Origin of the sequence: Thermanaeromonas sp. C210 (assembly GCF_013167955.1) — a bacterium.
In the GTDB taxonomy this organism is placed as follows: domain Bacteria; phylum Bacillota; class DSM-521; order Neomoorellales; family Neomoorellaceae; genus UBA12545.
Genome location: NZ_BLWF01000003.1, coordinates 411555 through 432987 on the forward strand (window position 1 = coordinate 411555; position 21433 = coordinate 432987).

Annotated in this window: 22 protein-coding genes and 1 tRNA gene; 20 read left to right on the forward strand and 3 right to left on the reverse strand. The window is 56.3% G+C overall.

The window, feature by feature from the left end:
* Positions 1–118: 118 nt before the first annotated feature.
* Together TAMC210_RS09455 and TAMC210_RS09460 are read right to left on the reverse strand one after the other, a co-directional pair.
* The gene (locus tag TAMC210_RS09455) at positions 119–1513 is read right to left on the reverse strand and encodes an S-layer homology domain-containing protein (protein ID WP_173298559.1); all 1395 of its coding nucleotides are present in this window, start codon (positions 1511–1513) and stop codon (positions 119–121) included.
* A 439-nt stretch (positions 1514–1952) separates the two neighbouring features.
* Positions 1953–2294, reverse strand: coding sequence for a hypothetical protein (locus TAMC210_RS09460; RefSeq protein ID WP_173298560.1), 342 nt, complete (start codon positions 2292–2294; stop codon positions 1953–1955).
* A gap of 135 nt (positions 2295–2429) precedes the next feature.
* Here TAMC210_RS09460 and TAMC210_RS09465 point away from each other — a divergent pair.
* From TAMC210_RS09465 to TAMC210_RS09520, 13 genes are all read left to right on the forward strand, one after another.
* Positions 2430–2507 (forward strand) — tRNA-Pro (locus TAMC210_RS09465).
* Between the two features lie 38 nt (positions 2508–2545).
* Positions 2546–2680: a hypothetical protein gene (locus TAMC210_RS13660; RefSeq protein WP_256366485.1), complete on the forward strand. Its 135-nt coding sequence runs from the start codon at positions 2546–2548 to the stop codon at positions 2678–2680.
* A gap of 166 nt (positions 2681–2846) precedes the next feature.
* The gene (locus TAMC210_RS09470; protein WP_173297661.1) at positions 2847–4175 is read left to right on the forward strand and encodes a transposase; all 1329 of its coding nucleotides are present in this window, start codon (positions 2847–2849) and stop codon (positions 4173–4175) included.
* A 264-nt stretch (positions 4176–4439) separates the two neighbouring features.
* Positions 4440–5333 carry a polysaccharide deacetylase family protein gene (locus TAMC210_RS09475; RefSeq protein ID WP_173298561.1) on the forward strand — a complete coding sequence of 298 codons (894 nt, stop codon included), beginning with the start codon at positions 4440–4442 and terminating at the stop codon, positions 5331–5333.
* Positions 5334–5570: 237 nt separating this feature from the next.
* Positions 5571–5948, forward strand: a complete 378-nt coding sequence (speD, locus tag TAMC210_RS09480) for an adenosylmethionine decarboxylase (protein ID WP_173298562.1) — start codon at positions 5571–5573, stop codon at positions 5946–5948.
* Between the two features lie 174 nt (positions 5949–6122).
* Complete coding sequence (locus TAMC210_RS09485) at positions 6123–6812, forward strand: hypothetical protein (RefSeq protein WP_173298563.1); 690 nt, start codon at positions 6123–6125, stop codon at positions 6810–6812.
* Positions 6813–6896: 84 nt separating this feature from the next.
* On the forward strand, positions 6897–7637 hold the full coding sequence (gene tatC / locus TAMC210_RS09490; RefSeq protein WP_173298564.1) for a twin-arginine translocase subunit TatC: 741 nt from the start codon (positions 6897–6899) through the stop codon (positions 7635–7637).
* A 26-nt stretch (positions 7638–7663) separates the two neighbouring features.
* Complete coding sequence (locus tag TAMC210_RS09495) at positions 7664–7882, forward strand: Sec-independent protein translocase subunit TatA/TatB (RefSeq protein ID WP_173298565.1); 219 nt, start codon at positions 7664–7666, stop codon at positions 7880–7882.
* A 102-nt stretch (positions 7883–7984) separates the two neighbouring features.
* On the forward strand, positions 7985–9202 hold the full coding sequence (gene hydF / locus TAMC210_RS09500) for a [FeFe] hydrogenase H-cluster maturation GTPase HydF (RefSeq protein WP_173298566.1): 1218 nt from the start codon (positions 7985–7987) through the stop codon (positions 9200–9202).
* Positions 9203–9204: 2 nt separating this feature from the next.
* Complete coding sequence (locus tag TAMC210_RS09505; RefSeq protein ID WP_173298567.1) at positions 9205–9795, forward strand: YkgJ family cysteine cluster protein; 591 nt, start codon at positions 9205–9207, stop codon at positions 9793–9795.
* Between the two features lie 5 nt (positions 9796–9800).
* Positions 9801–10172 (forward strand): methylglyoxal synthase, encoded by a 372-nt coding sequence (locus TAMC210_RS09510; RefSeq protein WP_173298568.1) that lies wholly within the window; start codon positions 9801–9803, stop codon positions 10170–10172.
* Positions 10173–10350: 178 nt separating this feature from the next.
* Positions 10351–11067 carry a LysM peptidoglycan-binding domain-containing protein gene (locus TAMC210_RS09515; RefSeq protein WP_173298569.1) on the forward strand — a complete coding sequence of 239 codons (717 nt, stop codon included), beginning with the start codon at positions 10351–10353 and terminating at the stop codon, positions 11065–11067.
* An 89-nt stretch (positions 11068–11156) separates the two neighbouring features.
* Entirely contained in the window at positions 11157–11975 is an 819-nt protein-coding gene (locus TAMC210_RS09520; RefSeq protein ID WP_173298570.1) for a M55 family metallopeptidase, read from the forward strand.
* Here the strand turns inward: TAMC210_RS09520 and TAMC210_RS09525 are convergent.
* Complete coding sequence (locus tag TAMC210_RS09525) at positions 11959–12165, reverse strand: DUF3006 domain-containing protein (protein ID WP_173298571.1); 207 nt, start codon at positions 12163–12165, stop codon at positions 11959–11961. The genes TAMC210_RS09520 and TAMC210_RS09525 overlap by 17 nt on opposite strands.
* Before the next feature lie 105 nt (positions 12166–12270).
* Between TAMC210_RS09525 and TAMC210_RS09530 the strand changes: the two genes are divergently transcribed.
* Genes TAMC210_RS09530 through TAMC210_RS09560 form a run of 7 tightly spaced genes read left to right on the forward strand, consistent with a single transcriptional unit; the run spans position 12271 to position 21428 of the window.
* On the forward strand, positions 12271–14790 hold the full coding sequence (locus TAMC210_RS09530) for an O-antigen ligase family protein (RefSeq protein WP_173298572.1): 2520 nt from the start codon (positions 12271–12273) through the stop codon (positions 14788–14790).
* 54 nt (positions 14791–14844) lie between these two features.
* A complete protein-coding gene (locus TAMC210_RS09535; protein WP_173298573.1) occupies positions 14845–15813 on the forward strand; it encodes a polyprenyl synthetase family protein in 969 nt (322 codons plus the stop codon).
* A gap of 2 nt (positions 15814–15815) precedes the next feature.
* Entirely contained in the window at positions 15816–16460 is a 645-nt protein-coding gene (locus tag TAMC210_RS09540) for a precorrin-2 dehydrogenase/sirohydrochlorin ferrochelatase family protein (RefSeq protein ID WP_256366486.1), read from the forward strand.
* Positions 16436–17788, forward strand: coding sequence for a glutamyl-tRNA reductase (gene hemA / locus TAMC210_RS09545; RefSeq protein ID WP_173298575.1), 1353 nt, complete (start codon positions 16436–16438; stop codon positions 17786–17788). Before TAMC210_RS09540 ends, hemA begins: the two co-directional genes overlap by 25 nt.
* Positions 17773–18711 carry a hydroxymethylbilane synthase gene (gene hemC / locus TAMC210_RS09550; RefSeq protein WP_173298576.1) on the forward strand — a complete coding sequence of 313 codons (939 nt, stop codon included), beginning with the start codon at positions 17773–17775 and terminating at the stop codon, positions 18709–18711. The genes hemA and hemC overlap by 16 nt, the downstream gene beginning before the upstream one ends.
* Complete coding sequence (gene cobA, locus TAMC210_RS09555) at positions 18698–20245, forward strand: uroporphyrinogen-III C-methyltransferase (RefSeq protein WP_173298577.1); 1548 nt, start codon at positions 18698–18700, stop codon at positions 20243–20245. Before hemC ends, cobA begins: the two co-directional genes overlap by 14 nt.
* Before the next feature lie 10 nt (positions 20246–20255).
* Positions 20256–21428, forward strand: a complete 1173-nt coding sequence (locus TAMC210_RS09560) for a radical SAM/SPASM domain-containing protein (RefSeq protein WP_173298578.1) — start codon at positions 20256–20258, stop codon at positions 21426–21428.
* Positions 21429–21433: the final 5 nt, after the last annotated feature.

A 21433-nucleotide genomic window follows, 5' to 3' on the forward strand; every position in this document is an offset into this window, starting at 1 on the left:
CATCAGAAGAGGGCCACGACCAAAGGGTACGTGGCCCTCTGTATCCCCCTCGGGGCCGGGGGAAAGCCTTAAAGCTGGCGCCAACACGCCGGCTTAAAGCTGTAGTTGCTCCTCCTACTCATTGCTGTGCCGTGTCCTCGCCGGGCGCGCCTGCCTCAGGTTCGGGAAACACCGACGGTAGTTCCTCTGCGGCTAAAGCTTCGGGCGGTAGCTGGATGGTAAGGCCGGTGTCGTACTGGTAATCCCTGCTCCTCATGGTGAAGGTGAGGCTTTCCAGGGGTAGGGCCTGGCCCTGGAGCTCATCGGCCAAAACCACTAATCCCGTCATTTCCGCACCATAAGAGAGGTTATCTTCTACTCCAATGGCTTCCTCGCCCCAGAAGGAAAGGGACTTTATCACCTCACCGGCTTCCTTGAGGGCCTGTTGAAGTTCGGGGGCCAGGCCTGTAGGGAAGGCCTTCATTAGGGCCTGCCAATCGTCGAGGCGGCCGTAATAGGCTATACGGTGAACTTTTCGTCCCTCTACCGCATCTTCACCCAGGTAGCGTAAGTGAAAAGCTTCCTGCAGTTCCGGGGGTAATCCCGCATAGTTCCCGCTCTGTTCCAACAGGGACTCCAGATGGGGCATGACTTCGCCGGGGATTTTCATCCATAGGGGTTCCGCCGCACCCGGCATCTCTACTTTTTGGTAGAGGTTGCCGTCCACCAGGTACTGCTCTATGTTCATACGCATCTTCCCGCCTTCCGGCAGGTCTCCGCCGGGCATGGCCTCTACGGGGAGATTAACGGTCACGTCCATCCTCTGGTGCAGGGTTAAGGGATAGATGAACTCGCTTACCGTGTTGCCCTCCATGGTGATGGTGGGGACACTTCCGGCGGCTTCCGGCCGGGGACGGAAGCCCATGGTTATGCTGCTGGTGAACCTCAGATCCTTAATTTTAGTCTGGGCCTCCTGGGCGGCTCGGACAATCTCTTCGGCCTTCGGATCCGTCCCGAAGACCCTGGTCAGGAAGGCAAGGCCCTGGTCCACGGTGAGATAGGCTGCCGGGTCTTCACCGGAGCCCAGCAGGCCGACCTTGGTGAGCCAGGCATAGGGAGTATACCCCCAGCTTTCTTCTTCTAGAGCCACTTTGACCTCGGGCGGGACGGTGGCGTCCGGCAGTCCCAGTACCCGGGACGACATCGCGGCCGCTTCGAGGAGGGTAACCGGCCTATCGGTGTGCAGGCTTCCGTCCGGGTAACCCCTAATCACGCCCTTTTCTTGTAAAACCCTTACGGCCGGAAGATACCAGGCCTCACCCTGGTTATCGACTGTAGCCTCATCTACCTGGATACCGGCGGCTTCGGCCAGCAGGGCGGCAAAGACACCGCGAGTGAGGACGGAATCTCCTGCCGGCATCTCAGGGAAGACTTGCTGCAGCTCCTCCACAGTGGCCGTGCCCGCCAGGGCAGCCGGTACCAGGACGAGGGTGAAAGCTACCCCAAGGAGGAGCGCCCGCAACCACTTTTTCACTCTTTTACCTCCTTCTTTCCTTCGGTGCTTCCTAAAGGTTCCCCAAGCCGAGGCGCTGGTTAAAGTCCACAGGCGTGGGAAAGACCCGGAATTTGCCTCTTTCCTCGGGAAGCACCTTTTAGCTTATTATTGTGGTTGCTCCTTAATTCTACAACTTGCCATATTTCTCCTCCCTTGGAGATAAAATAATTTTTGCCGCTGTGCCCCGGGGGATGATATTGACGTGCTTCATGCAGGCATTGTCCTGTAAGTCAGATAGAAAATAGGCAATCCTAATAGTAGCTGCTGACAATATCCCAGTCCGGTAACACATCGAGGGCGGGATCCGTGTCAACTCACATAAAAACCTTACCGAAGGAAGAAGGCTCACTCAAATAAAGACCTAACCTAAAGAGCGATAGTTGAAGGGGGTACTATTCTCCATCATCTCCCTTCAGCTTCAGAGGGTATCCTGTATATGGGTCATTGTTCCGTGGCTGGCCAGGAGCTCAGCCGTAGAAAGGAGTACTGGATGGAGGCGTTCGGCACAAGGATAATCCAGGGCCTCCCAAACGAGCTGGATGGCCGGGAGTGCCTTCAAATACTTTAATGGCTTAGAACGCTTTTTAGCTGGCTTTTTGGCAGGAATAGGATTATTTAAGACATAGATAGCATACTTACGGTTATAGCCGAGCATCTTGACTACCTCGTCGATAATCTGGGATTTTTCGGTTCGGGAAGCGGCCTGAGAGTAACGCTGGTGCATGTTGTTTAAATACTCACGGCGACTATTTAATGACATCCTCAATACACATCCCCTCGGTAAGATTTCGCCGTGAGTGAGCCGTTCCCCCTTCGGTTATATTTTAAGTGAGTGATCGCGGGATCTTGACACCCCCGAAAAGGGGTGATATACTTGGTAGTGCCAAGGGAATGTCGGGGCGTAGCTCAGTTTGGCTAGAGCGCTACCTTGGGGTGGTAGAGGTCGCTGGTTCGAGTCCAGTCGCTCCGACCAAGAAAGTGCGGCTCCTAGGTTACGGGGCCGCATTTTTTATGGCCTGGACGCGTGGCGGCCAGTACTGCCGCCGCCGGGAACTGATGGCTCTACTGTTAGGCCCCGGTTTGGCTGCTGGTTACCCTTCCGGAGCCATCTGCGCTGACGCGGAAATAAGAAAGGTGAAGGTATGAAGGGATTGGGGAAAAAATTTTACCCCGGGAAAGGCATGAATTTGGTTGGGGTTGAGGGGGATTGGGTTTAAGGAATTAAAAAATTGACCCCAAAAAAGAGGATGACCCTCCTTCAGAGCGAATCTGTTAAGTAAGACCAAACCAACCAAACAAAGGAGGGTCATCCATGGCTATTATACCACAACAGAGGCTTTTTGGGTGGAGGGAAATCGAAAATTTAGGGGAGCTCGAACGACTTAGGCTAGTACTTGAATACATGCCGGACGAAGAATTGATGGTGGAACTGGAGAAGGAACGGGCGAATGGGCGGGATGACTATCCCATAAGGGCCGTATGGAACTCTGTACTGGCAGGGATAGTATACCAACATCCTTCGATAGAAAGTTTAAGGCGGGAACTTTGGCGTAATGCCCAATTACGAGAGCTATGCGGATTTGACCTAACGAAGGGAGAAAAAGCCGTACCGCCGTCATGGGTATACAGCCGGTTTTTGGGGAAACTGCTTAAGAAAGAAGAGAAGGTCGAAGAAATATTTTACCGGCTGGTAGAGGAGCTAAGGGAGGAACTACCGGGTTTTGGAGAAGTAGCGGCCATAGACGGCAAAGCCTTGGCGAGCTTAAGTCGTGGGAGGAAGAAGGAAAAAGTGGGGGAGCTTAGACCTGACGGTCGGCGGGAACAAGATGCAGACTGGGGGTGTAAGGTTTACCGGGGTAAGAGGGAAGACGGCAGCCAGTGGGAAAAAGTAGTGAAATGGTTTGGATTTCGGCTGCACCTAATAGTAGATGCCCTATACGAACTGCCTCTAGGGTTTAAAGTTACCAAGGCGTCGGCGAGCGAAGTAAAAGAGGCGCCCAAGCTTCTGGAGAGGGTAAAAGAGAAGGCACCGGGGACCTTTGAAAGGATTAAATATCTTACAGCAGACAAGGCCTACGACTCCACAGAACTAATCATCGAGCTATGGGAAGAGTATCAAATAAAGCCGGTCATAGACATAAGGAACCAATGGAAAGACGGGGAAGAAACTAAACTAATAGCGGGGCAGGAGAGCGTAGTATACGACTATAAGGGGAAAGTATACTGTTACTGTCCGGAGACGGGGATAAAGAGGGAGATGGCCTATGGAGGATTTGAGAAGGACCGGGAAACATTAAAATACCGCTGTCCGGCCAGGCATTATGGGTTAAGATGCAAGGGAATAGATAAATGTCCGGTTAAGAGCAGTATTCGGATACCCCTTAAGGAAGACCGGAGGGTGTTCACGCCGCTAGCACGTTCCAGCTACCGCTGGGAGGAACTTTACAAGAAGCGTACAGCGGTGGAGCGAGTAAACAGCCGATTAGACCAGAGTTTTGGTTTTGAGCAACACTTTATTCGAGGATTAAAGAAGATGAGTTTAACATGCGCTCTAGCGTTAGCGGTGATGCTGGCCATGGCGCTAGGGAGGATACGAGAAAAGAAAGGAGAAAACCTACGCAGTTTAGTAAAGGCAGCCTAAATTAAGTGGTAGATACTACCATAAAGGGTGGTAGAAGAAGTAATATACCCTTTTTGGGGTTATTTTACCAACGCTTGCCATCTCCTTAAGGCTTTTTATATTCCTGAGGCGCCTACCCTATTAATTATAGGGTTGCTTCTGTAAGATTATGTCAAGGCCTTCTAAAAAATCGGCCACAACGCAGATGCCTCTTCCGGTGAATTCTCTTGAGATTGACCCCTTGCTGTATTAGAATTAGAATATTGGCAGTTGGAGGTGAAGCGATTGAGGACTTTAGCCTTCTTCCTCGTCGTGGGATTACTGTTGGTGGGTTTTACGGGGTGTAGTAGCACACAGCACCAGAAAGGAGCTTATGCCGTCGAAAGTCCTGGGGACCAAGAATTTCAGGGGCCACGAGGAAACTTAAGAAAAGGAAATACTCGAACGATAGTTCTTGTCTATCATAATATTGTGGCAGATGCTTCGAAAGCCGCCGGATCGTCCTTAACAGTAAAAGAATTCGCGGAACAGATGGCATACCTATATGCTAACAATTATCAAACATTAGGACTTGAGGAACTTTTGACTTACTATAACGGCCAGAGCTTTCCGGAAAAGAGCGTTATGCTAACCTTTGACGATGGATACCAAAGCTTTTACACGCTGGCTTATCCCGTCTTGAAGAAATACGGTTTTAGGGCTACCATATTTCCTATCGTAGGTATGACCCCGGGCTTAGAACGACAGATTATATGGAATGAACATTTAACTTTCCATGAATTGAGAACGATGATTAAAGAAAGTGGCCTAATAGACATCGGCTCCCATACCTATGACCTGCACTATTACCGGGAAGACGGTCATCCGGCAATCCAACGCCAGAATGGAGAAAGCGAAGAAGACTACATATATAGGATTACCAAAGATCTTCGAGTGAGCAAAGATATTCTAGAACTGCAAACTGACCAAAGGGTTACTGCCCTAGCTTGGCCCTATGGGTTAACAAACCAAACTGCTGTTCAAATAGCTAAGGAATTAGGTTATCGTTTTCTCTTCACTTTGCAACAGCAACCCCTTATCCCGGATACGCCCCTTGATAGAATACCGCGCTATGGCGTGTCTTCAGGATCTATTAAGAGCTTTAAGGAGATCTTGTCCAAGGGAGGCGCTGTTAATTGAAGGGTGTGTCTGTTGGGTTTTAGCACCCTGGCGTTGACGGGAGGCCTTGCGGGGGTCCAGCGTTCCACTGCCGATGCCAGAGCTTGGCCGCAGGGATATGCGCTGTGGTATTATGGCCTCCCAAGGCTGTCTTTTTAATCCGACATGGGCCTCGAATTTTAGTTGACAAGGGGGGGGTGTCCGGTTACAATTGGATTTGATTGAATACCCACTTTAAAAATAAAGGAGGAATGGTAATTGCGCGCATTGGGCCGTCATGTGCTGGCCGAGATTTATGGTTGCAGCTTTGAACTTCTAAACGACATTAAGAAAGTCGAAGAAATCATGGTCAAAGCAGCCCTCGAAGCAGGGGCCGAGATTCGTGAAGTCTGCTTCCATAAATTTAGCCCCCAAGGCGTCAGCGGCGTGGTGGTCATTTCCGAATCCCATTTAGCCATTCATACTTGGCCGGAGCTAGGGTATGCTGCCGTGGATGTTTTCACCTGCGGGGAGAGGGTAAATCCGTGGGAGGCCTGCAGGTACCTGACCGACCAGTTTAAGGCGGAGGAAGTCCATGCCACTGAGATTCAGCGTGGCATAATAGAACCCCGCCGCCCTGCGGTCGTCAATCTTTAGGAGGGGATATTTATTTTAGTACCTACTGCAAAGCACGGCTAACAGGCCTTGCTGGCAAGGAAGAAGCTGGCAAGGCCTGCGGCATTAGTACAGGGTTAATCTTTAAGAACCCGGCAGGAAAGCCTCAACTTAAAGCGAATTATGACTCCAGTAGTTTTGTAAGGAGCTTATCCCATGGCTTTAGGTGTGTACGAGCTTATTGCCGACGATTTAGCACTAATTGAAGAGTACGTGGACGAAGAAGTAAAAAACTATGTCCGTCCACCGTTAAACACATGGGACCAAAACTTTTTGCCGTCCCTCGTCGTCCTGAGCGGCCGCTATTACGGATATGAAGGCCGGCGCCTTTTTTCTATGGCCGCTGCCCTAAAGCTGATCTTCCTTGGTACCTTCATCCATGCCAGGGCCGGCACTGAGCCTGCCCGTCCCGCCCTTTGGGGAGATTACCTGTATACAAAGTTTTTTGCCCTCCTCTGCCGGGACGGCAACCTGGAGTTCCTGCCTCACCTGACCGAGGTGATTTGCCGCATAAACCTGAGGTTTATCCACTCGGTGGTGAAGAAGGAGGATCCCGACGTGGCCGCCGTAGAAGTATGCGGTCTCTTGGGGGGCCTGGCCACCAGGCTGGGGACCACTTTGGCGGGAGCTCCAGCCGACGAGGTGGAGGGGTGGTACGATGTCGGCCATGCCTTCGGCCTTCTTTGGGGTATTCAGAATTGCGGCCGGCCATTGTTGACGTCCCACCACGTGGCTAAAGCGGAGGAGGCCTTAGAAAAAGTGCCGGATATTTCCGGCCGGAAGGTCTGGAGGGGAATATTCTTAGACCTTTGCAAGCCCGCGACGGTTTGGCGGTTGGCGCCTTAGAGGTTGCTGGATGGCAATTCAAATTGCGAGAAAACTTTATTGGATGTATAATGGGCAAAAAGGCCAGGAGCAGGAGGTGAACTTATGGAGGACAAATCCATGACCCTTACCGAGCACTTGGAGGAATTGCGCCGGGTGCTCCTAGTCTGCCTGGTGGCCTTAGGGATATCCACCATTATCACCTATTTCGGCTTCCGTAACCAGCTCCTGGCACTGCTGACTCAGCCGGTGAAGGATTTGGGCGTGTCCTTAGTTTACATTACGCCCTGGGAGGCCTTTTTCACCTCCATCAAGGCTTCCATCTTAGCCGCCGTATTCCTGGCCTTGCCGGTTATTCTCTGGCAGATATGGAGTTTCATTTTGCCTGCTTTACACCGGCATGAAAGGCGCTTAGTCTTCATTATCATGCCCTTTTCTTTGCTCCTCTTCTTTGGGGGCATAGCTTTCGGCTACTTTGTAGTTCTGCCGGCAGCGCTCCGTTTCTTGTTGGTGACGGCCAGCGAAGGTTTTCAACCGTTGATTACCATCTCCAGGTATATCGGATTTCTGGTTACCTTTGTTCTGCCCTTCGGTTTGGTTTTTCAGCTGCCCCTGGTCGTGGTGTTGCTGACCCGGCTAGGGCTGATATCTCCCCAGTTCCTGGCGCGCAACCGGAAGCTGGCCTTGCTCATTATTTTTCTCCTGGCGGCCCTTTTAACACCTACTCCGGATGTCGTATCCCAGCTCCTCATGGGACTTCCCATGGTGGGACTCTATGAGAGCAGTATATGGCTATCTTTTCTAGTGCGCCGGAGGCAGGAAAAGGCCGAAAGCGAAGGAATATAACTCCATATAAGGAGGTGAAGTTGCTGATGTTTGGTAGTCTGGGAGTTCCGGAGCTCATTCTCATCCTTGCTTTGGCACTGATTATTTTCGGGCCCGGCAAGCTGCCCGAGGTGGGCCGCGCCCTGGGCAAGGGAATTCGCGAGTTTAGAAAGGCTACGACTTCCATCACCAGCGAAATTGAAGAGGCCGCCAAGGTAGAAGAACCGAAGGCGGAGGCCCGGGAGGTTAAGCAGCAGGAAAAGTAACTTTGAGGCGGCCCGGCCTGCAGGGGACAATTAATCCTATGACCTAACTACCGGGGAGGCGTTGGCTTCCCCTTTTTGCTGGAAGGAAAGGGGTGGGCGAGGGTGCAGGATACACCCCGCGGCAATAGGTTGCACATTGCCCTTTTTGGTCGGCGCAACGCGGGAAAATCCAGCTTGATCAACGCCCTTACCGGTCAAGAGCTGGCGTTAGTTTCCAGCGTTCCCGGCACCACTACCGACCCGGTCTTTAAAGCCATGGAAATTTTGCCCTTGGGACCAGTGGTGCTCATTGACACTGCCGGGATCGATGACGCAGGAGAGCTGGGAGAGCTGCGCATTAAGAAAACTATGGAGGTGCTGCGCAAAACGGACCTGGCCGTTCTGGTGCTGGATCCCGCGGAAGGGGTGGGGGTTTATGAATTGGAGCTCAAACGCCGTTTAACCGAGCAAGGGCTGCCAGTGGTGGCGGTCTTGAATAAAATCGATCTCGGAGGTGGAGAACACCTTGCCCGCATGGAAGAGGCCCTGGGCCAGCGGATACTTCCGGTCAGCGCGAAAACCCGCCAGGGCATTGAAGAGTTAAAGCGGGAACTTATAAAGGTCGCTCCGTCCTCTTTTGAAGCTCCCCACCTAGTGGGCGACCTGGTGGGGCCGGGCGAAACGGCCATCTTGGTGGTCCCCATAGATTCCGCTGCCCCCAAAGGGAGGCTGATACTGCCCCAGGTGCAGGTACTGCGGGATCTCCTGGATAACGATGCCATGGGCCTGGTGGTGAAAGAAGGGGGCCTTAAGGAGGCCTTAGACCTGATACCCCGGCCCAAAATAGTGATTACCGATTCCCAGGTTTTTGCCAAGGTGGCCGCCGAGACGCCCCCTGATGTCTGGTTGACATCCTTTTCCATCCTGATGGCCCGCTACAAGGGGAACCTGGTAGAACTCGTTAAGGGAGCCAAAGGGATTAAGGGTTTAAAGCCGGGGGACCGGGTATTGATAGCCGAGGCCTGTACCCACCATCCTCAACCCAACGATATCGGTAGAGTTCAGATACCGGGTTGGCTACAACGCTATGCGGGCGGTGCCTTGGATTTCACCTGGGTTTCCGGGGGGAGTTTTCCCGAGGACCTGGCAAGTTATAGACTGGTCGTTCACTGCGGGGGTTGCATGATCAATCGCCGGGAAATGCTCTACCGCCTGCAGGTGGCCCGGGCGGCCGGGGTGCCCATGGTTAATTATGGAGTACTGCTGGCCCTTGCCCACGGGACCCTGGACCGGGCCCTGGAGCCCTTTCCCGCTGCCAAGAAGGAATGGGAGGAAGCATAAGGGTGGAAACGATTGAAGTGCGGCCCTGGCGGGTTAACGGTAAAGGAGGGTACGACTTAGTCATTACCTCGCCCCTGGCTACCGTAGATGACTATATCCGGGCAATGGGCAGGGTTGAAGAGCTTGATATTTACAGGTCCTACCGGTCCGGCAGGGGTGACTGCCAGAGCTGCCCCCATTGCTGCGGCGGGCGCTTGCCGTTGACTCTGCGTGACGTCTTGGTGCTGCGCGACGGGCTCCAAGCCCTGACGGGTAAGCTGGTAAACCTGCGGGACTTAATTGCCAACTATTGTACGGTACAGAAAATGGGCCCCGCCCTGGATATAACGCTGCGGACGGACGGGGAGGGTTACTGCATTTTCCTGTCGCCGACAGACAACTCGTGCCGCCTCTACCGTTACCGCCCCCTGGTCTGTCGCACCTTTTATTGCTGCCCGGCCACCCGGCGGGCCGGGGAGCTGCGCTCGGCCGTCATCAATGGTGGCGAAGATGAGCTGGTCTATTTCTGGCAAACCGGGAAGTTGCCCGTTCCGCGGATTTATTTAAGGAATCTTTGTTCTCCTGCATTGTGGAAAGCCTTGAGGGGGAGGTAGAGGTCTTGCGCATTGCCCTCATCGCCCATGATCGAAAGAAAGATGAACTGGTGGACTTTGTGAAGCAAAACCACGATTTCTTTGCTCGACACCGCCTGATAGCCACGGGTACCACCGGTGCCAGAATAGAAGAGCGTACCGGTTTGAGGGTACACCGTGTGTTGTCCGGCCCCCTGGGGGGCGACCAGCACATCGGATCCCTGGTGGCCCGGCGGCGAGTGGATCTGGTGATATTCTTGCGCGATCCCTTAACGCCCCAGCCCCACGAGCCGGACATTAATGCCCTCTTGCGCATTTGTGACGTACATAATGTGCCGGCAGCTACCAACCTGGCAACGGCCTCCATGATTTTGCATCATTTGCGCCAAACCCTCTGAGATACCTTTCCTGTCCGGCCTTAGAACCAACCTTAACCCTTGAAGCCTGCCCCGGCCTCTAGTTGAGGCCCTCGGGCAGGCTTTCTTGGTCCCTGCACCGCTAACGGACTGCTTGCATATCATAGAGTAACCTTTATGACCTGAAACGGCCTTAACTTTTTAAGGAGGCGTAGGCAAAATGACGGAGGCCCAACATGTGCCGCATTGCCCCGGGGGCATTACCTATATCGTCCAGAGCGGGGACACTATGTTTAATATTGCCGCACGGTTCGGCATTTCCCTGGACGACTTAATAGAGGCCAATCCCCACATTGCCGATCCGGACCTCATATTCCCGGGCCAGATATTATGTGTGCCGCTTAAGGATAGGAAGGCCTGTCCCCACGGATTTATCTATGTTGTGCGGCCGGGTGACACTCTATTTGAAATAGCCCGGCGCTTTGGGGTGAGTGTAGAGAGAATTGTAGCCGCCAATCCGCAGATAACGGATCCCAATGTAATCTTTCCCGGCCAGCGGATATGCATACCCTTGTTCCCCGGCATACCCCGGCGGTGTCAGGCCTTTGTTTTATACGGTACCGAACACGCCCCCTATGCCAAGGGCATGGGCATGGCCGACTGGGACCACAAGGTAGTAAGCCTGCTGGTCTGGGATCTCCCGGAACCCCACAAGTGTGGTATAGACAGGTATGCGGTTTGGGTGAGGTACAAGGAAACCGACGATTTTATCACCGACGATTTGTTTATGGGCGGACCGGGCATGATGTACTGCCACCACCGCCTCCGTGACAATCCGGTGCGGCTAACCGCCCTCCCGTTCCTTGTGGTCGGCGTAAGATCGCCCTTCCGGCTGGGGCCCGTGTTTGTCGGGGGAATCCTGCCGGTGGTTTGGTAATGGGGTAGACGGCTGCGGCATAAAAATTATGTAAGAAGCAACACGGGGGAGATAAGAAGCTCCCCTGTATTTTTAAGGGGGTGCGCAACTTGCGCATCTACATATCTGTGGATATGGAAGGGCTGAGCGGAGTGGTGTCCTGGAGCCAGGTGGAGGTGCAAGGAGGGGAAGAGTACCGGCGCTCCTGCCGGCTCCTGGCAGCCGAAGTCAATGCGGCAGCCAGCGGAGCCCTGGCCGCCGGTGCCACCGCAATCCTCGTCAACGACGCCCACAACCACATGCGAAACCTTTGGGGCGAGGCGCTACTGCCCAGGGTACAACTCATATCGGGTTCCGCCAAGGGCCTGGGAATGATGGAAGGAATAGACCGCACTTTCCAGGCTGCCTTCTTTCTGGGATATCATGCCCGGGCAGGCAGTCCCGGCATTTTGGCCCACACCTGCAACGAAACCATCCTCAGCTGCCGGATTAACGGGCAGGAAATGGGGGAGACCGGACTAAATGCCCTGGTAGCTGGCTATTACGGCGTGCCAGTAGCCTTTCTGTCCGGAGATAACATTGTGGCCGTTGAAGCCAAGAAACTCCTGGGGAACCTGGAAATAGTTATTGTTAAAGAAGCCAGGGGATCCCAGGCCGCCCGGTGCCTGGCACCGGCTGTGGCCAGGGAAAAAATAAAGGCCGCTGCCGGCAGGGCGGTGAAGAACGTAACCAGTTACAAACCCTTAAAGCCCCCGCGGCCGGCGGTTTTGGAGGTCGAGTTCAAAGAAACGGGCCAGGCGGAGATGGCCCGCTTAGTCCCGGGAAGCAGGCGGCGTAGCCCCCGGGTGGTGGTCTATGAGCATAACGATTATCTTAATGTTTACCGGGCTTTCCGGGCCATGGCGGGGCTGGCTAAGCATTCCCCTTGAGGTCCTTGCCTTTAGAAGCCGTAGTTCTAGCCGGAGTCTGCAGGACCACGGCGATTTTTACCACGTCGCCTTCCCGGGCGGCCCGAGGAAGCAGTGCCCGGGGCAGGTTAAAGGTGCAGTCGTGGTATTTAATGAAGGCCAATTCGCCTTCTAACCGCTCGATAACTAAAGGGGGCTGTTTTTTTACCATTATCTCCCCTCCCTGCTGTGAGCTTCTGGGTTAGATTATAACCCCTCCCAGCTGGAAAAATCCAGAGGAGGGAAGGCAGGAAAAAAAGGAGAAGGTGGCGAATGAATGATTACGCCAGAAGCCAGCGGGGGAGGTATACGGGTGGGCACCAGAAGTGGCGAGAATAGAGTTATCAAGCTTCCCACGGGAAAGCGGCGGAAGCAGAAGCTAAAGGAGGCCGGTAGAACCGTAGCTCCTAACTCCAAACCGGCGTCCCCCGGGCTTGAGGCGGGGAGGCGGGCACGCACCAGGGGTAGGGTGGAGGAAGAAGGCGCCAGGGGATTGTTTTGGGCGGCCCTGGCGGGCCTGCTGCTGCTGCTTTTTTATCCCCCCTTTTTCCGCGGCCTTTTCTTCCCGGTGGAGCAACGCTGGTCGTTAATCCTGGCCACCCTCCTGTTCGTTTTAACGTGGTTTTGGAAGTTCTCCCGTCGTGATTTAACATTTCTGCGCCATCCCCTGGAGTATGCCGCTTTCGGCCTGGTGCTGGTCTATGTTGCCAGCGGAGTGTTTTACCCTGCCAGCCGGGGCCTGGCCCTGGCAGAGATCAGCAAGGTGGTTCTCTACTTTTTTGTGTTCTGGATGATTGTTCAGTTGGGCACAGGTCCGGGACCCAGGTCGTTAATCCTCCACAGCCTCTACTCCAGCGGGCTGGGGGTAGCCCTGGCCGGGCTACTGACGGCCACCGAGGTTATTTTTATAAAAGACGGCTTCCTGGGCGGCCGCTTTTATTCCACCCTGCAGTATCCCAATGCCTTAGCCGCCTACATGATGGGTAACCTCTTTCTGGGGTTTTATTTATGGGGCCGCGCCGACAACCGCCTGCGCCTGGCTTATGCGGTCGGCAACTATTTATTGTTGGTGGTTTTCTTGGGGACAGGCTCTCGAGGAGCCTTCCTCGTACTACCCGTGGTCCTTGCCCTTTACTTCCTCCTGGCGCCGGCCGGGTGGCGCCTGAGCACTTTCGCCCATCTTCTGGCCACCGGGCTGGCCGCCCTGGTCGCCAATTATCGCTTTATCCCCCTGGCCTTGGCGAAGGATTATGCAGGATCCTGGACGTGGTTCTTCCTGGGTTTGGGAGCTGCTCTGGCCCTTCAGGTGATTTTAGCTGTCGCGGGGAAAATAGTTCCTTCGGCCCGCATGAGGGCCGCGGTAGCTGCAGCCCTGATTATTCTGGCCCTGGGAGGGGGGTATGCTTACACCTCCCTTAAGGCCGGGGAGGCCGTAGGGGCGGCCGAACCTGCCCTCGGCTGGGAGAGGATACTTCCCGCTCCCATAGCGCGGCGGATCCAGGATATTAATCTGGAGACCCGGAGCAGCCGCGAGCGCGTCGAGTGGACTCGCGATGCTTTAAGCATGTTAAGGGAGCGGCCCCTTTTAGGGTACGGCGGTGGAGGGTGGGAGGCCGCTTATCGCCAGTACCAGCGGTATGCGTACCACTCCACCCAAGTTCATAATTATTACGCCCAACTGGCGGTAGAAACGGGCGTAGTAGGGGTTATCGTCCTCGCTACCCTTTGGGTATCCTTTTTCCTTAGCGTCTATGGCCTTTACCGCCGGAGCAGCGGACGGGATCGCCTGCTTACCGTCTCCTTACTGGCAGCTGCCCTGAGCCTAGGCCTCCACGCAGCCCTGGACTTCGACCTGGCCCTGGGCGCCGTGTCCATTTTACTCTGGTCTTGCTGGGGCTTGAGCCGGAGCCTGGAAAGGGGAGGGGATGTACAGGGAGTTCCGCGACGGGCAGCGGATCCCGAGTGGGCTTCCCGCCAGATAAAGTATGCCGCTGCGGTGGTTATAACAGCCTTAGTCATAGTACTCTTCAGCGGCTCCTTCCTGGCGGGTAACGCCAGTGCCAGGGAAGGTGTCGCCGCCTTGCGCCAGGGCAATATAAGCCTCGCTACGGCCAAGCTGAAAGAAGCCCACGGCTATGACCCTTTTACCGCCTCTTACGTCGCCGATTTGGCTGCCCTTTATTTGAGGCAGGACTGCCCGAGTGAGGCGGAAAAGGTTATCTCAGAGGCCCTCTCCTACGAACCTTATAACTACCTTCTTAAGGTGCGGCTGGGCGAGGTCTACTGGGCCCAAGGGAAAATACCGGAGGCTGTGGCGGCCCTGGAAGAAGCCCGGGATATGGCTCCCTGGATGGCAGCAACGTGGGAATCCCTGGCCAAGATCTATGTAACCGGCGGGATGAGGTATCTCCAATATAATCAGCCCGCCGAGGCCCGGGAGCTCTTCGCTGCCGCTGCCGGCCTCAAAGCCGAAGTCGAAGGGCGCTTGGCGTCGCTGGGAGATCTACGCGAATTGCACCTTGTCGAAAGGGGGGGCTTAACCCTTACTCCGACCTTGCTTTTGGAAGTGGCGAAGGCCCAGTATTTTCTTAGCCGCTGGGAAGAGGCCGCGGCTAATCTGGAAGTAGTGCTTAAAGACAAGGACCTCGGGTCCGAGGCCCGGGTGTGGCAGGCCTTGCTGGCCGATCGGCAAGGTGAAAAGGGCCGGGCGAAAGAAATCTTAAGGGAGCTGGAACAGAAGGACCCGGCCCTGGGAGAACGGTTCAACCAGCTAAAATCGCTAGCTCCGCTGTCTTAATCTGCCCTTTCGCCCCTTGAAAAAATGACCTTTTGCAGGTGGTATAATAAGAGTATGCTCAACTTAAGCGCCATCGCCGAGATCCAAGAAGAGCTTCAAGCGCTGGAGGACGAACTCCTGCGACAGAGTGAAGCCCCCGATCCCTTGTTGACCCAGGTGACCAGGCAGATGGTCCAGGCCGGCGGCAAGCGCTTGCGGCCCGTTTTTGTGCTCCTGAGCGGCAAATGCTGCGGCGGACGGTTGAAGGACCTCCTGCCCCTGGCGGTGGCTATGGAAATGATCCACATGGCCACCCTGATACACGACGATGTCATCGATGCTTCTCCCTTACGGAGAGGTCGACCGACCGTGTGGGCCAGGTGGGGAGAAAGGGTTTCCCTCCACGCCGGGGATTACCTGTTTGCTCGGGCGCTTCGGCTGGTGGCCAATTACGATGATCCCCGCATACCCTCCCTACTGGCCCAAGTTAGTGTTAAAATGGTGCGGGGGGAGCTGGAGCAGCTGGAAAACGTGTTTATCGTGGATATCACGGTACGCGATTATCTCAGGCGGATCCGGCGTAAAACCGCCCTGCTGATTTCCGCCAGCTGCGAATTGGGGGCCCTGGTGGCCGGGGGGTGTAATGATAGCATTCTGGCCCTGCGCCGCTATGGGCGTTATCTGGGAATGGCCTTTCAACTTACCGATGACGTGCTGGACATCGTAGCTGATCCCCAGATACTAGGAAAACCCCGGGGGAGCGACCTGCGTCAGGGTGTTATTACTTTACCCGCCATTTATGCCCTCCGGGCGAGTCCCCACCACCGCCGCCTGGCGCTCTTATTAGCCAAGCCGGCCAAGGGCGACGCGGAAATTGCCGAGGTCGTTGAACTTATCAAAGGTTGCGGAGGCACAGCCTACACTTTAAATGTGGCCGAAAGTTACCTCCAGAAGGCCAGGAAGCAGCTACTTCTGCTTCCGCCCGGCCGGCCGCGGGATATTTTAGAAGAACTGACCTATTTTGTAAAGGCGCGTGGGTTCTAAGGATGGGTTATTATCCCTTGTTCCTGCGGTTAAGGGGCTGCCCCTGCCTGGTGGTGGGGGGCGGACCAGTGGGAGAGCGGAAGGTGAGGGGGCTGTTGCAGGCTGAGGCGAGGGTAACGGTGGTCAGTCCCAGGGTTACACCAGGGCTGGCCCAACTGGCCAGGGAGGGCCGTCTTCAATGGCGGCCCCGGCGCTATCGGCCCAGGGACCTGCGGGGAATGGTCCTCGTCTTTGTTGCCTCCGGTGACCGCCGGCTCAACTCCCGCATTGCCGACCACTGTCGCCGGGCCGGTATATGGGTGAACGTGGCCGACAGTCCGGAGGAAAGTTCCTTCCTGGTGCCCGCCGTGGTCCGCAGGGGGCAGCTACAGATAGCCGTGTCCACCGGCGGTAACAGTCCGGCCCTGGCGGCCTTTCTGAAAAGGCGCCTGGAAGAGGATATCGGCCGGGAATACAACAGCCTTCTTACCTTTTTGGGAGAGCTGCGTCCTTGGCTTAAGAAAATTCTTCCCGATGACCAGAAGAAGCGGGCTGGAGCTTTCCGCCGGTTGGTGGCCGACCGGGTTCTCTGGGAGCTGGTAGCCCGGGGAGACCGTAAAGCAGCGAGGGAGCGGGTGGCGGAATGTATATCGGAACAATGGGATTAAATCACCGTACGGCACCCGTAGAGATCAGGGAGAAGCTGGCTTTTTCCCGTCACGTCCTGCCCTCGGCCCTTTCCGATTTAAGGAGCCAGCAGGGCATAGAGGGTAACGTAATTCTAAGCACCTGCAACCGGACGGAAGTCTATTTTACCACGCCGGATTGGGGAAAAGGCGTAGAAACCGTGAAAAGATTTCTCGGCCGGCGGTGCGGCCTGCAGGTTCCTGCCCTGCAAGACTACCTTTACCTCTACTCCTCCCACGAAGCGGTGCGGCATCTCTTCAGGGTGGCTGCCGGCCTGGACTCCATGATCCTAGGGGAGGCCCAGGTGCTGGGCCAGGTGGCCGAGGCCTATGAGGCGGCCCGCAGTACAGGAGTGACCAACGTCGTACTCAACACCCTGTTCCAGCAGGCCATTGCGGCGGGTAAACGGGTACAGACCGAAACCCGTATTGGTCATAACACCGTATCCGTGAGCTATGCGGCGGTTGAGCTGGCACGCCAGGTCTTCGGAGGGGATTTAACCGGCCGAACGGTGCTGGTCATAGGTGCCGGCAAGATGAGCACTCTGGCTGCCCGGTATTTACGCGACAATGGGGTTACCACCGTTCTGGTATCCAATCGCTCTTACGAGCGGGCTGCGGGCCTGGCGGAGATCATCGGCGGGCGGGCCGTGCGCCTGGACGACCTGGAGGAAATCCTCCCCCAGGCCGATATCGTTATTAGTTGTACGGCGGCCAGTCATTATATTATCCGTACCGAGCAGGTGGAAAGGGCCCGGAAGGGACACGAGCATAATCCCTTAATGCTCATCGACATTGCCGTTCCCCGGGATATCGATCCGGCCGTGGGCGAGCTACCCGGAGTCAGGCTTTTTGACATCGATGACCTGGAACAGGTCATTACCAATAGCCTCGAAGAACGCAAGAAGGCGGCCCAGCGGGCAGAGGTCATCATAGCGGAAGAGGTGGACAGTTTTTTCCGGTGGCTGGGCTCCCGGTTCGCCATACCCACCATTGTTGCCCTGAAGGCAAAGGCAGAGGCTATTAAGGAGGCCGAGCTACGGCGGGCCTTCAACCGCCTGGGTTCCCCTTCTCCCCACGAACAGAAAATCATCGGCTCCCTGGCCAACTCTATAGTAAACCGCCTTTTACACGAAGTAGTGGTAAACCTAAAGTCGGCCGCCGTAACCCCCCAGGGTCACCTCTATGTGGAAGTGGTACAAAACCTGTTCGCACTGCAGGTGGAAGAGGATGATACTGCCTCTCCCGAAAGGGCCACGTCCCAAGAAGCCGGAGGTGGAAGGAGGGGCTCCGAGTGGGCCGAAAGTTGATCATCGGCTCCCGCCGAAGCGAACTGGCCCAGTGGCAGGCCCGGTGGGTCATACATGCCTTAAAGGAACACCACCCGTGGCTAGAGTGCGAACTGCTTACCCTCCAGACTAAGGGTGACAAGATACGGGACGTGGCCTTAGCGCGCATCGGTGATAAGGGCCTTTTCACCAAAGAGCTGGAGGAGGCCCTCCAGAAGGGTATCATTGATGTAGCCGTGCACAGTATGAAGGATGTACCCACGGTGCTGCCGCCGGGGCTGATAATCGGGGCCGTCGGGCTGCGGGAAGACCCTTCCGATGTGTTCCTGTCATCTAAGGGCTACACCCTGGCCAGTTTGCCCATTAAAGGGCGGGTGGGAACCAGCAGCCTTCGGCGCAAGGCTCAACTTTGGCACTGGCGGCCCGACCTGGAAATAGTGGATCTGCGCGGTAACGTGCCGACGCGGCTGGCCAAGATGGACAGGGATGGGCTGGACGGCATTGTCCTGGCGGCCGCTGGATTAAAGCGCCTCCGGCGGGATCACCTCATTACCGAGTATCTGCCTCACAGTATTTGTCTGCCGGCCGTAGGCCAAGGGGCCATAGGCCTCGAAATACGGGCCGAGGACAGGGAAGTCCGGTCCTTAATCGAGGCGGTAAACCATACTCCCTCTCTGGCCTGCATCCGGGCCGAACGGGCCTTCCTGCAGGAATTGGAGGGTGGCTGTCAGGTTCCCATCGGCGCCCTGGGGAAGGCAGAAGGAGACCACCTTCTCTTGCACGGGATGGTAGCCAGCCCAGACGGCAGGGAGCTCCTCCGGGAGGTTGAAACAGGCTTTCTAGGCCGGCCGGAAGAGGTCGGGAAACGGCTGGCAGGAAAGCTATTAAAACGGGGAGCAGATTCCATTCTGAGGGGAGTTCGGAGTGACCATGGGCAGGGGTGAAGGTAAAGTCTACCTGGTGGGGGCCGGCCCCGGGGATGTCGGCCTTTTAACCTTGCGGGCCAGGGAATGCCTGGCAGAAGCCGATGCCGTGGTATACGACCGCCTGGTAAATCCGGAACTACTCCACTTTGCACCAGACCATTGCCAGAAGATATACGTGGGCAAGACCCCCGGACGTTATTCCCCGGGCCAGGAAGACATCAGCCGGCTGCTCGTAGAGCTAGCCGGCAGGGGCTGGAAGGTAGTTAGGCTTAAGGGAGGGGATCCCTTCGTATTCGGGCGAGGAGGCGAGGAGGCCCTGGCCCTGCGGGAAGCCGGTATTCCCTTTGAGGTAGTGCCCGGAGTCACCGCCGCCACCGCAGTTCCTGCTTATGCCGGGATCCCCGTAACCCACCGGGGACTGGCCTCTACCGTGGCCTTCATTACGGGCAACGAAGATCCCGCCAAGGGGGAAAGCCACATCAACTGGAAGGAGCTGGCCCGCAGCGCCGATACCTTGGTATTCCTTATGGGGATGGCCAATCTATCCCAGATCGTGTCCCAGCTTCTCCTTCACGGCCGGGCGCCCGATACTCCCGTAGCCCTGGTCCGCTGGGGCAGCCGGGCGGAGCAGGAGACCCTGGTAGGAACCCTACTAAATATAGAAGCCAGGGCCCAGCAGGCCTCCTTTTCTAATCCGGCCGTTATCATTGTGGGCGAAGTGGTAAAGTTAAGGGATAAGCTTGCCTGGTGGGAGCATAAACCCCTCGCCGGCCGCCGTATCGTGGTAACCCGCCCTCACCCGCAGGGTGAGGCTATGGTCAGGCGCCTGGGTGCTCTGGGAGCTGAGGTCATCCGGTTTCCCACCATCGCCATTGCACCCCCGGACGACTGGGGCCCCCTGGACCGGGCTGTGGATGACGCCGAGAACTTTGACTGGATTGTTTTTACCAGCGCCAATGGGGTACAGTATTTCTGGGAACGCCTCGTGGCCCGGGGTAAAGATGCCAGAAGGTTGGCGGGGGTGAAAATAGCCGCCATCGGCCCGGCGACGGCCGAGGCTCTTGCCCGGCGGGGAATCACGGCCGACCACCTGCCGGGGGAGTACGTAGCCGAGGCAATTGCCAGGGATCTGGGACCCAAGGTTCGGGGTAAGCGGGTATTGCTGCCCCGGGCCGATATCGCCCGCCCGGCACTGGCCGAGGATTTGAGAAGATGGGGGGCGGAGGTTGCTGAAATAGCCGCCTACCGGACCGTAAAGTCCCCTCTAAAGGGCGAAGGCCTCCGCCACCTCTTGGAAGCAGGTAAAATTTCTGCCGTTACCTTTACCAGCGCCTCTACGGTGCGAAACTTCCTCGAAATAATTGGTCCCGAGGCCGACTCCTTGTTAGGCCGTACGGCCATTGCCTCCATAGGACCTATCACCAGTGCAGAGGTGCGGCGGGCCGGGCTAAAGGTCAGCATTGAAGCCGAAGTATATACCGAGGAGGGCCTTGTAGCCGCCCTTCTGGCTTATTTCGCGCCCCGTTATGAACAGAACAGGGAAGGCAGGTGACGTAAGCAACTTGCTGAGTTTGTCGAGACTTCTTTGCGGCGACAGTTACTTCGGCGACAGCCTGCGCTATAACCCTTCCACCAAAGGGGCCCGGGCAGGTACGCGTCTGGACGCCGGCCCGGTGGTAGTGTGGAACTGCACCCGGGCGTGCAACCTCCGGTGCCGCCACTGCTACGCTGCCGCCACCCCAGGGCCTTCACCCGAAGAACTCACCACCGCCGAGGCGCGCGCCATGATAGACGACCTCAGCGCTTTCCACGTTCCAGTGCTACTCCTTTCGGGGGGGGAACCCCTGCTGCGGCGGGATACATTCGACCTTATAGCTCACGCTGCGAATCGCAATCTCCGGGTGGTGTTGTCCACCAACGGAACCCTTATCGACAGGAGCACGGCGCGCCACTTGAAGTCCCTGGGAGTAAGCTACGTAGGCGTTAGCCTGGACGGTGTGGAGGAGGCCCACGACACCTTCAGAGGGCAGAAGGGGGCCTTTGCCGCGGCCCTTGAGGGCATCCGCCATTGCCTGGCCCTCGATCTCCGGGTGGGGTTGCGGTTCACCATCACCCGGGACAACCTGAAGGAACTGCCGGAGATTCTGTATTTAGTTGAAGAAGAGCGAATTCCTCGAATATGCTTTTATCACCTGGTGTACAGCGGGCGGGGCAGCAAGCTGGTGGAGCAGGCACCCCCTCCCGAAGCAACAAGAGAAGTTATAGATATGCTTATAGAGAAGGTTTGCTCCTGGGGCCGTAAAGGCAGGAAAATAGAAGTTCTAACGGTAGACAACCATGCCGACGGGCCTTACCTCTACCTTCGCCTTCGCAGGGAAGATCCCGAAGGGGCCGCCGGAGCCCTGGAACTGTTGCGCTTGAACGGGGGCAACCGCAGCGGCATAGCCATAGGTGCCGTGGACTGGGCGGGGAAGGTACACCCGGATCAATTTACCACGAACCATACGGTGGGGGATATACGCCGGGAGCCCTTCAGCCGCATATGGTCGGAGGCCAAGCACCCCATTTTGGCGGGCCTGCGGGACAGAAAGGGATTGCTTAAAGGCCGCTGCCGGCAGTGCGCCTGGTTGGACATCTGTAACGGAAACTGCCGGGCCAGGGCGGAAGCGGTAACGGGAGACTTCTGGGAGGCCGACCCGGCCTGTTATCTTACCGAAGAAGAGATAAGGAGTTGATTCCT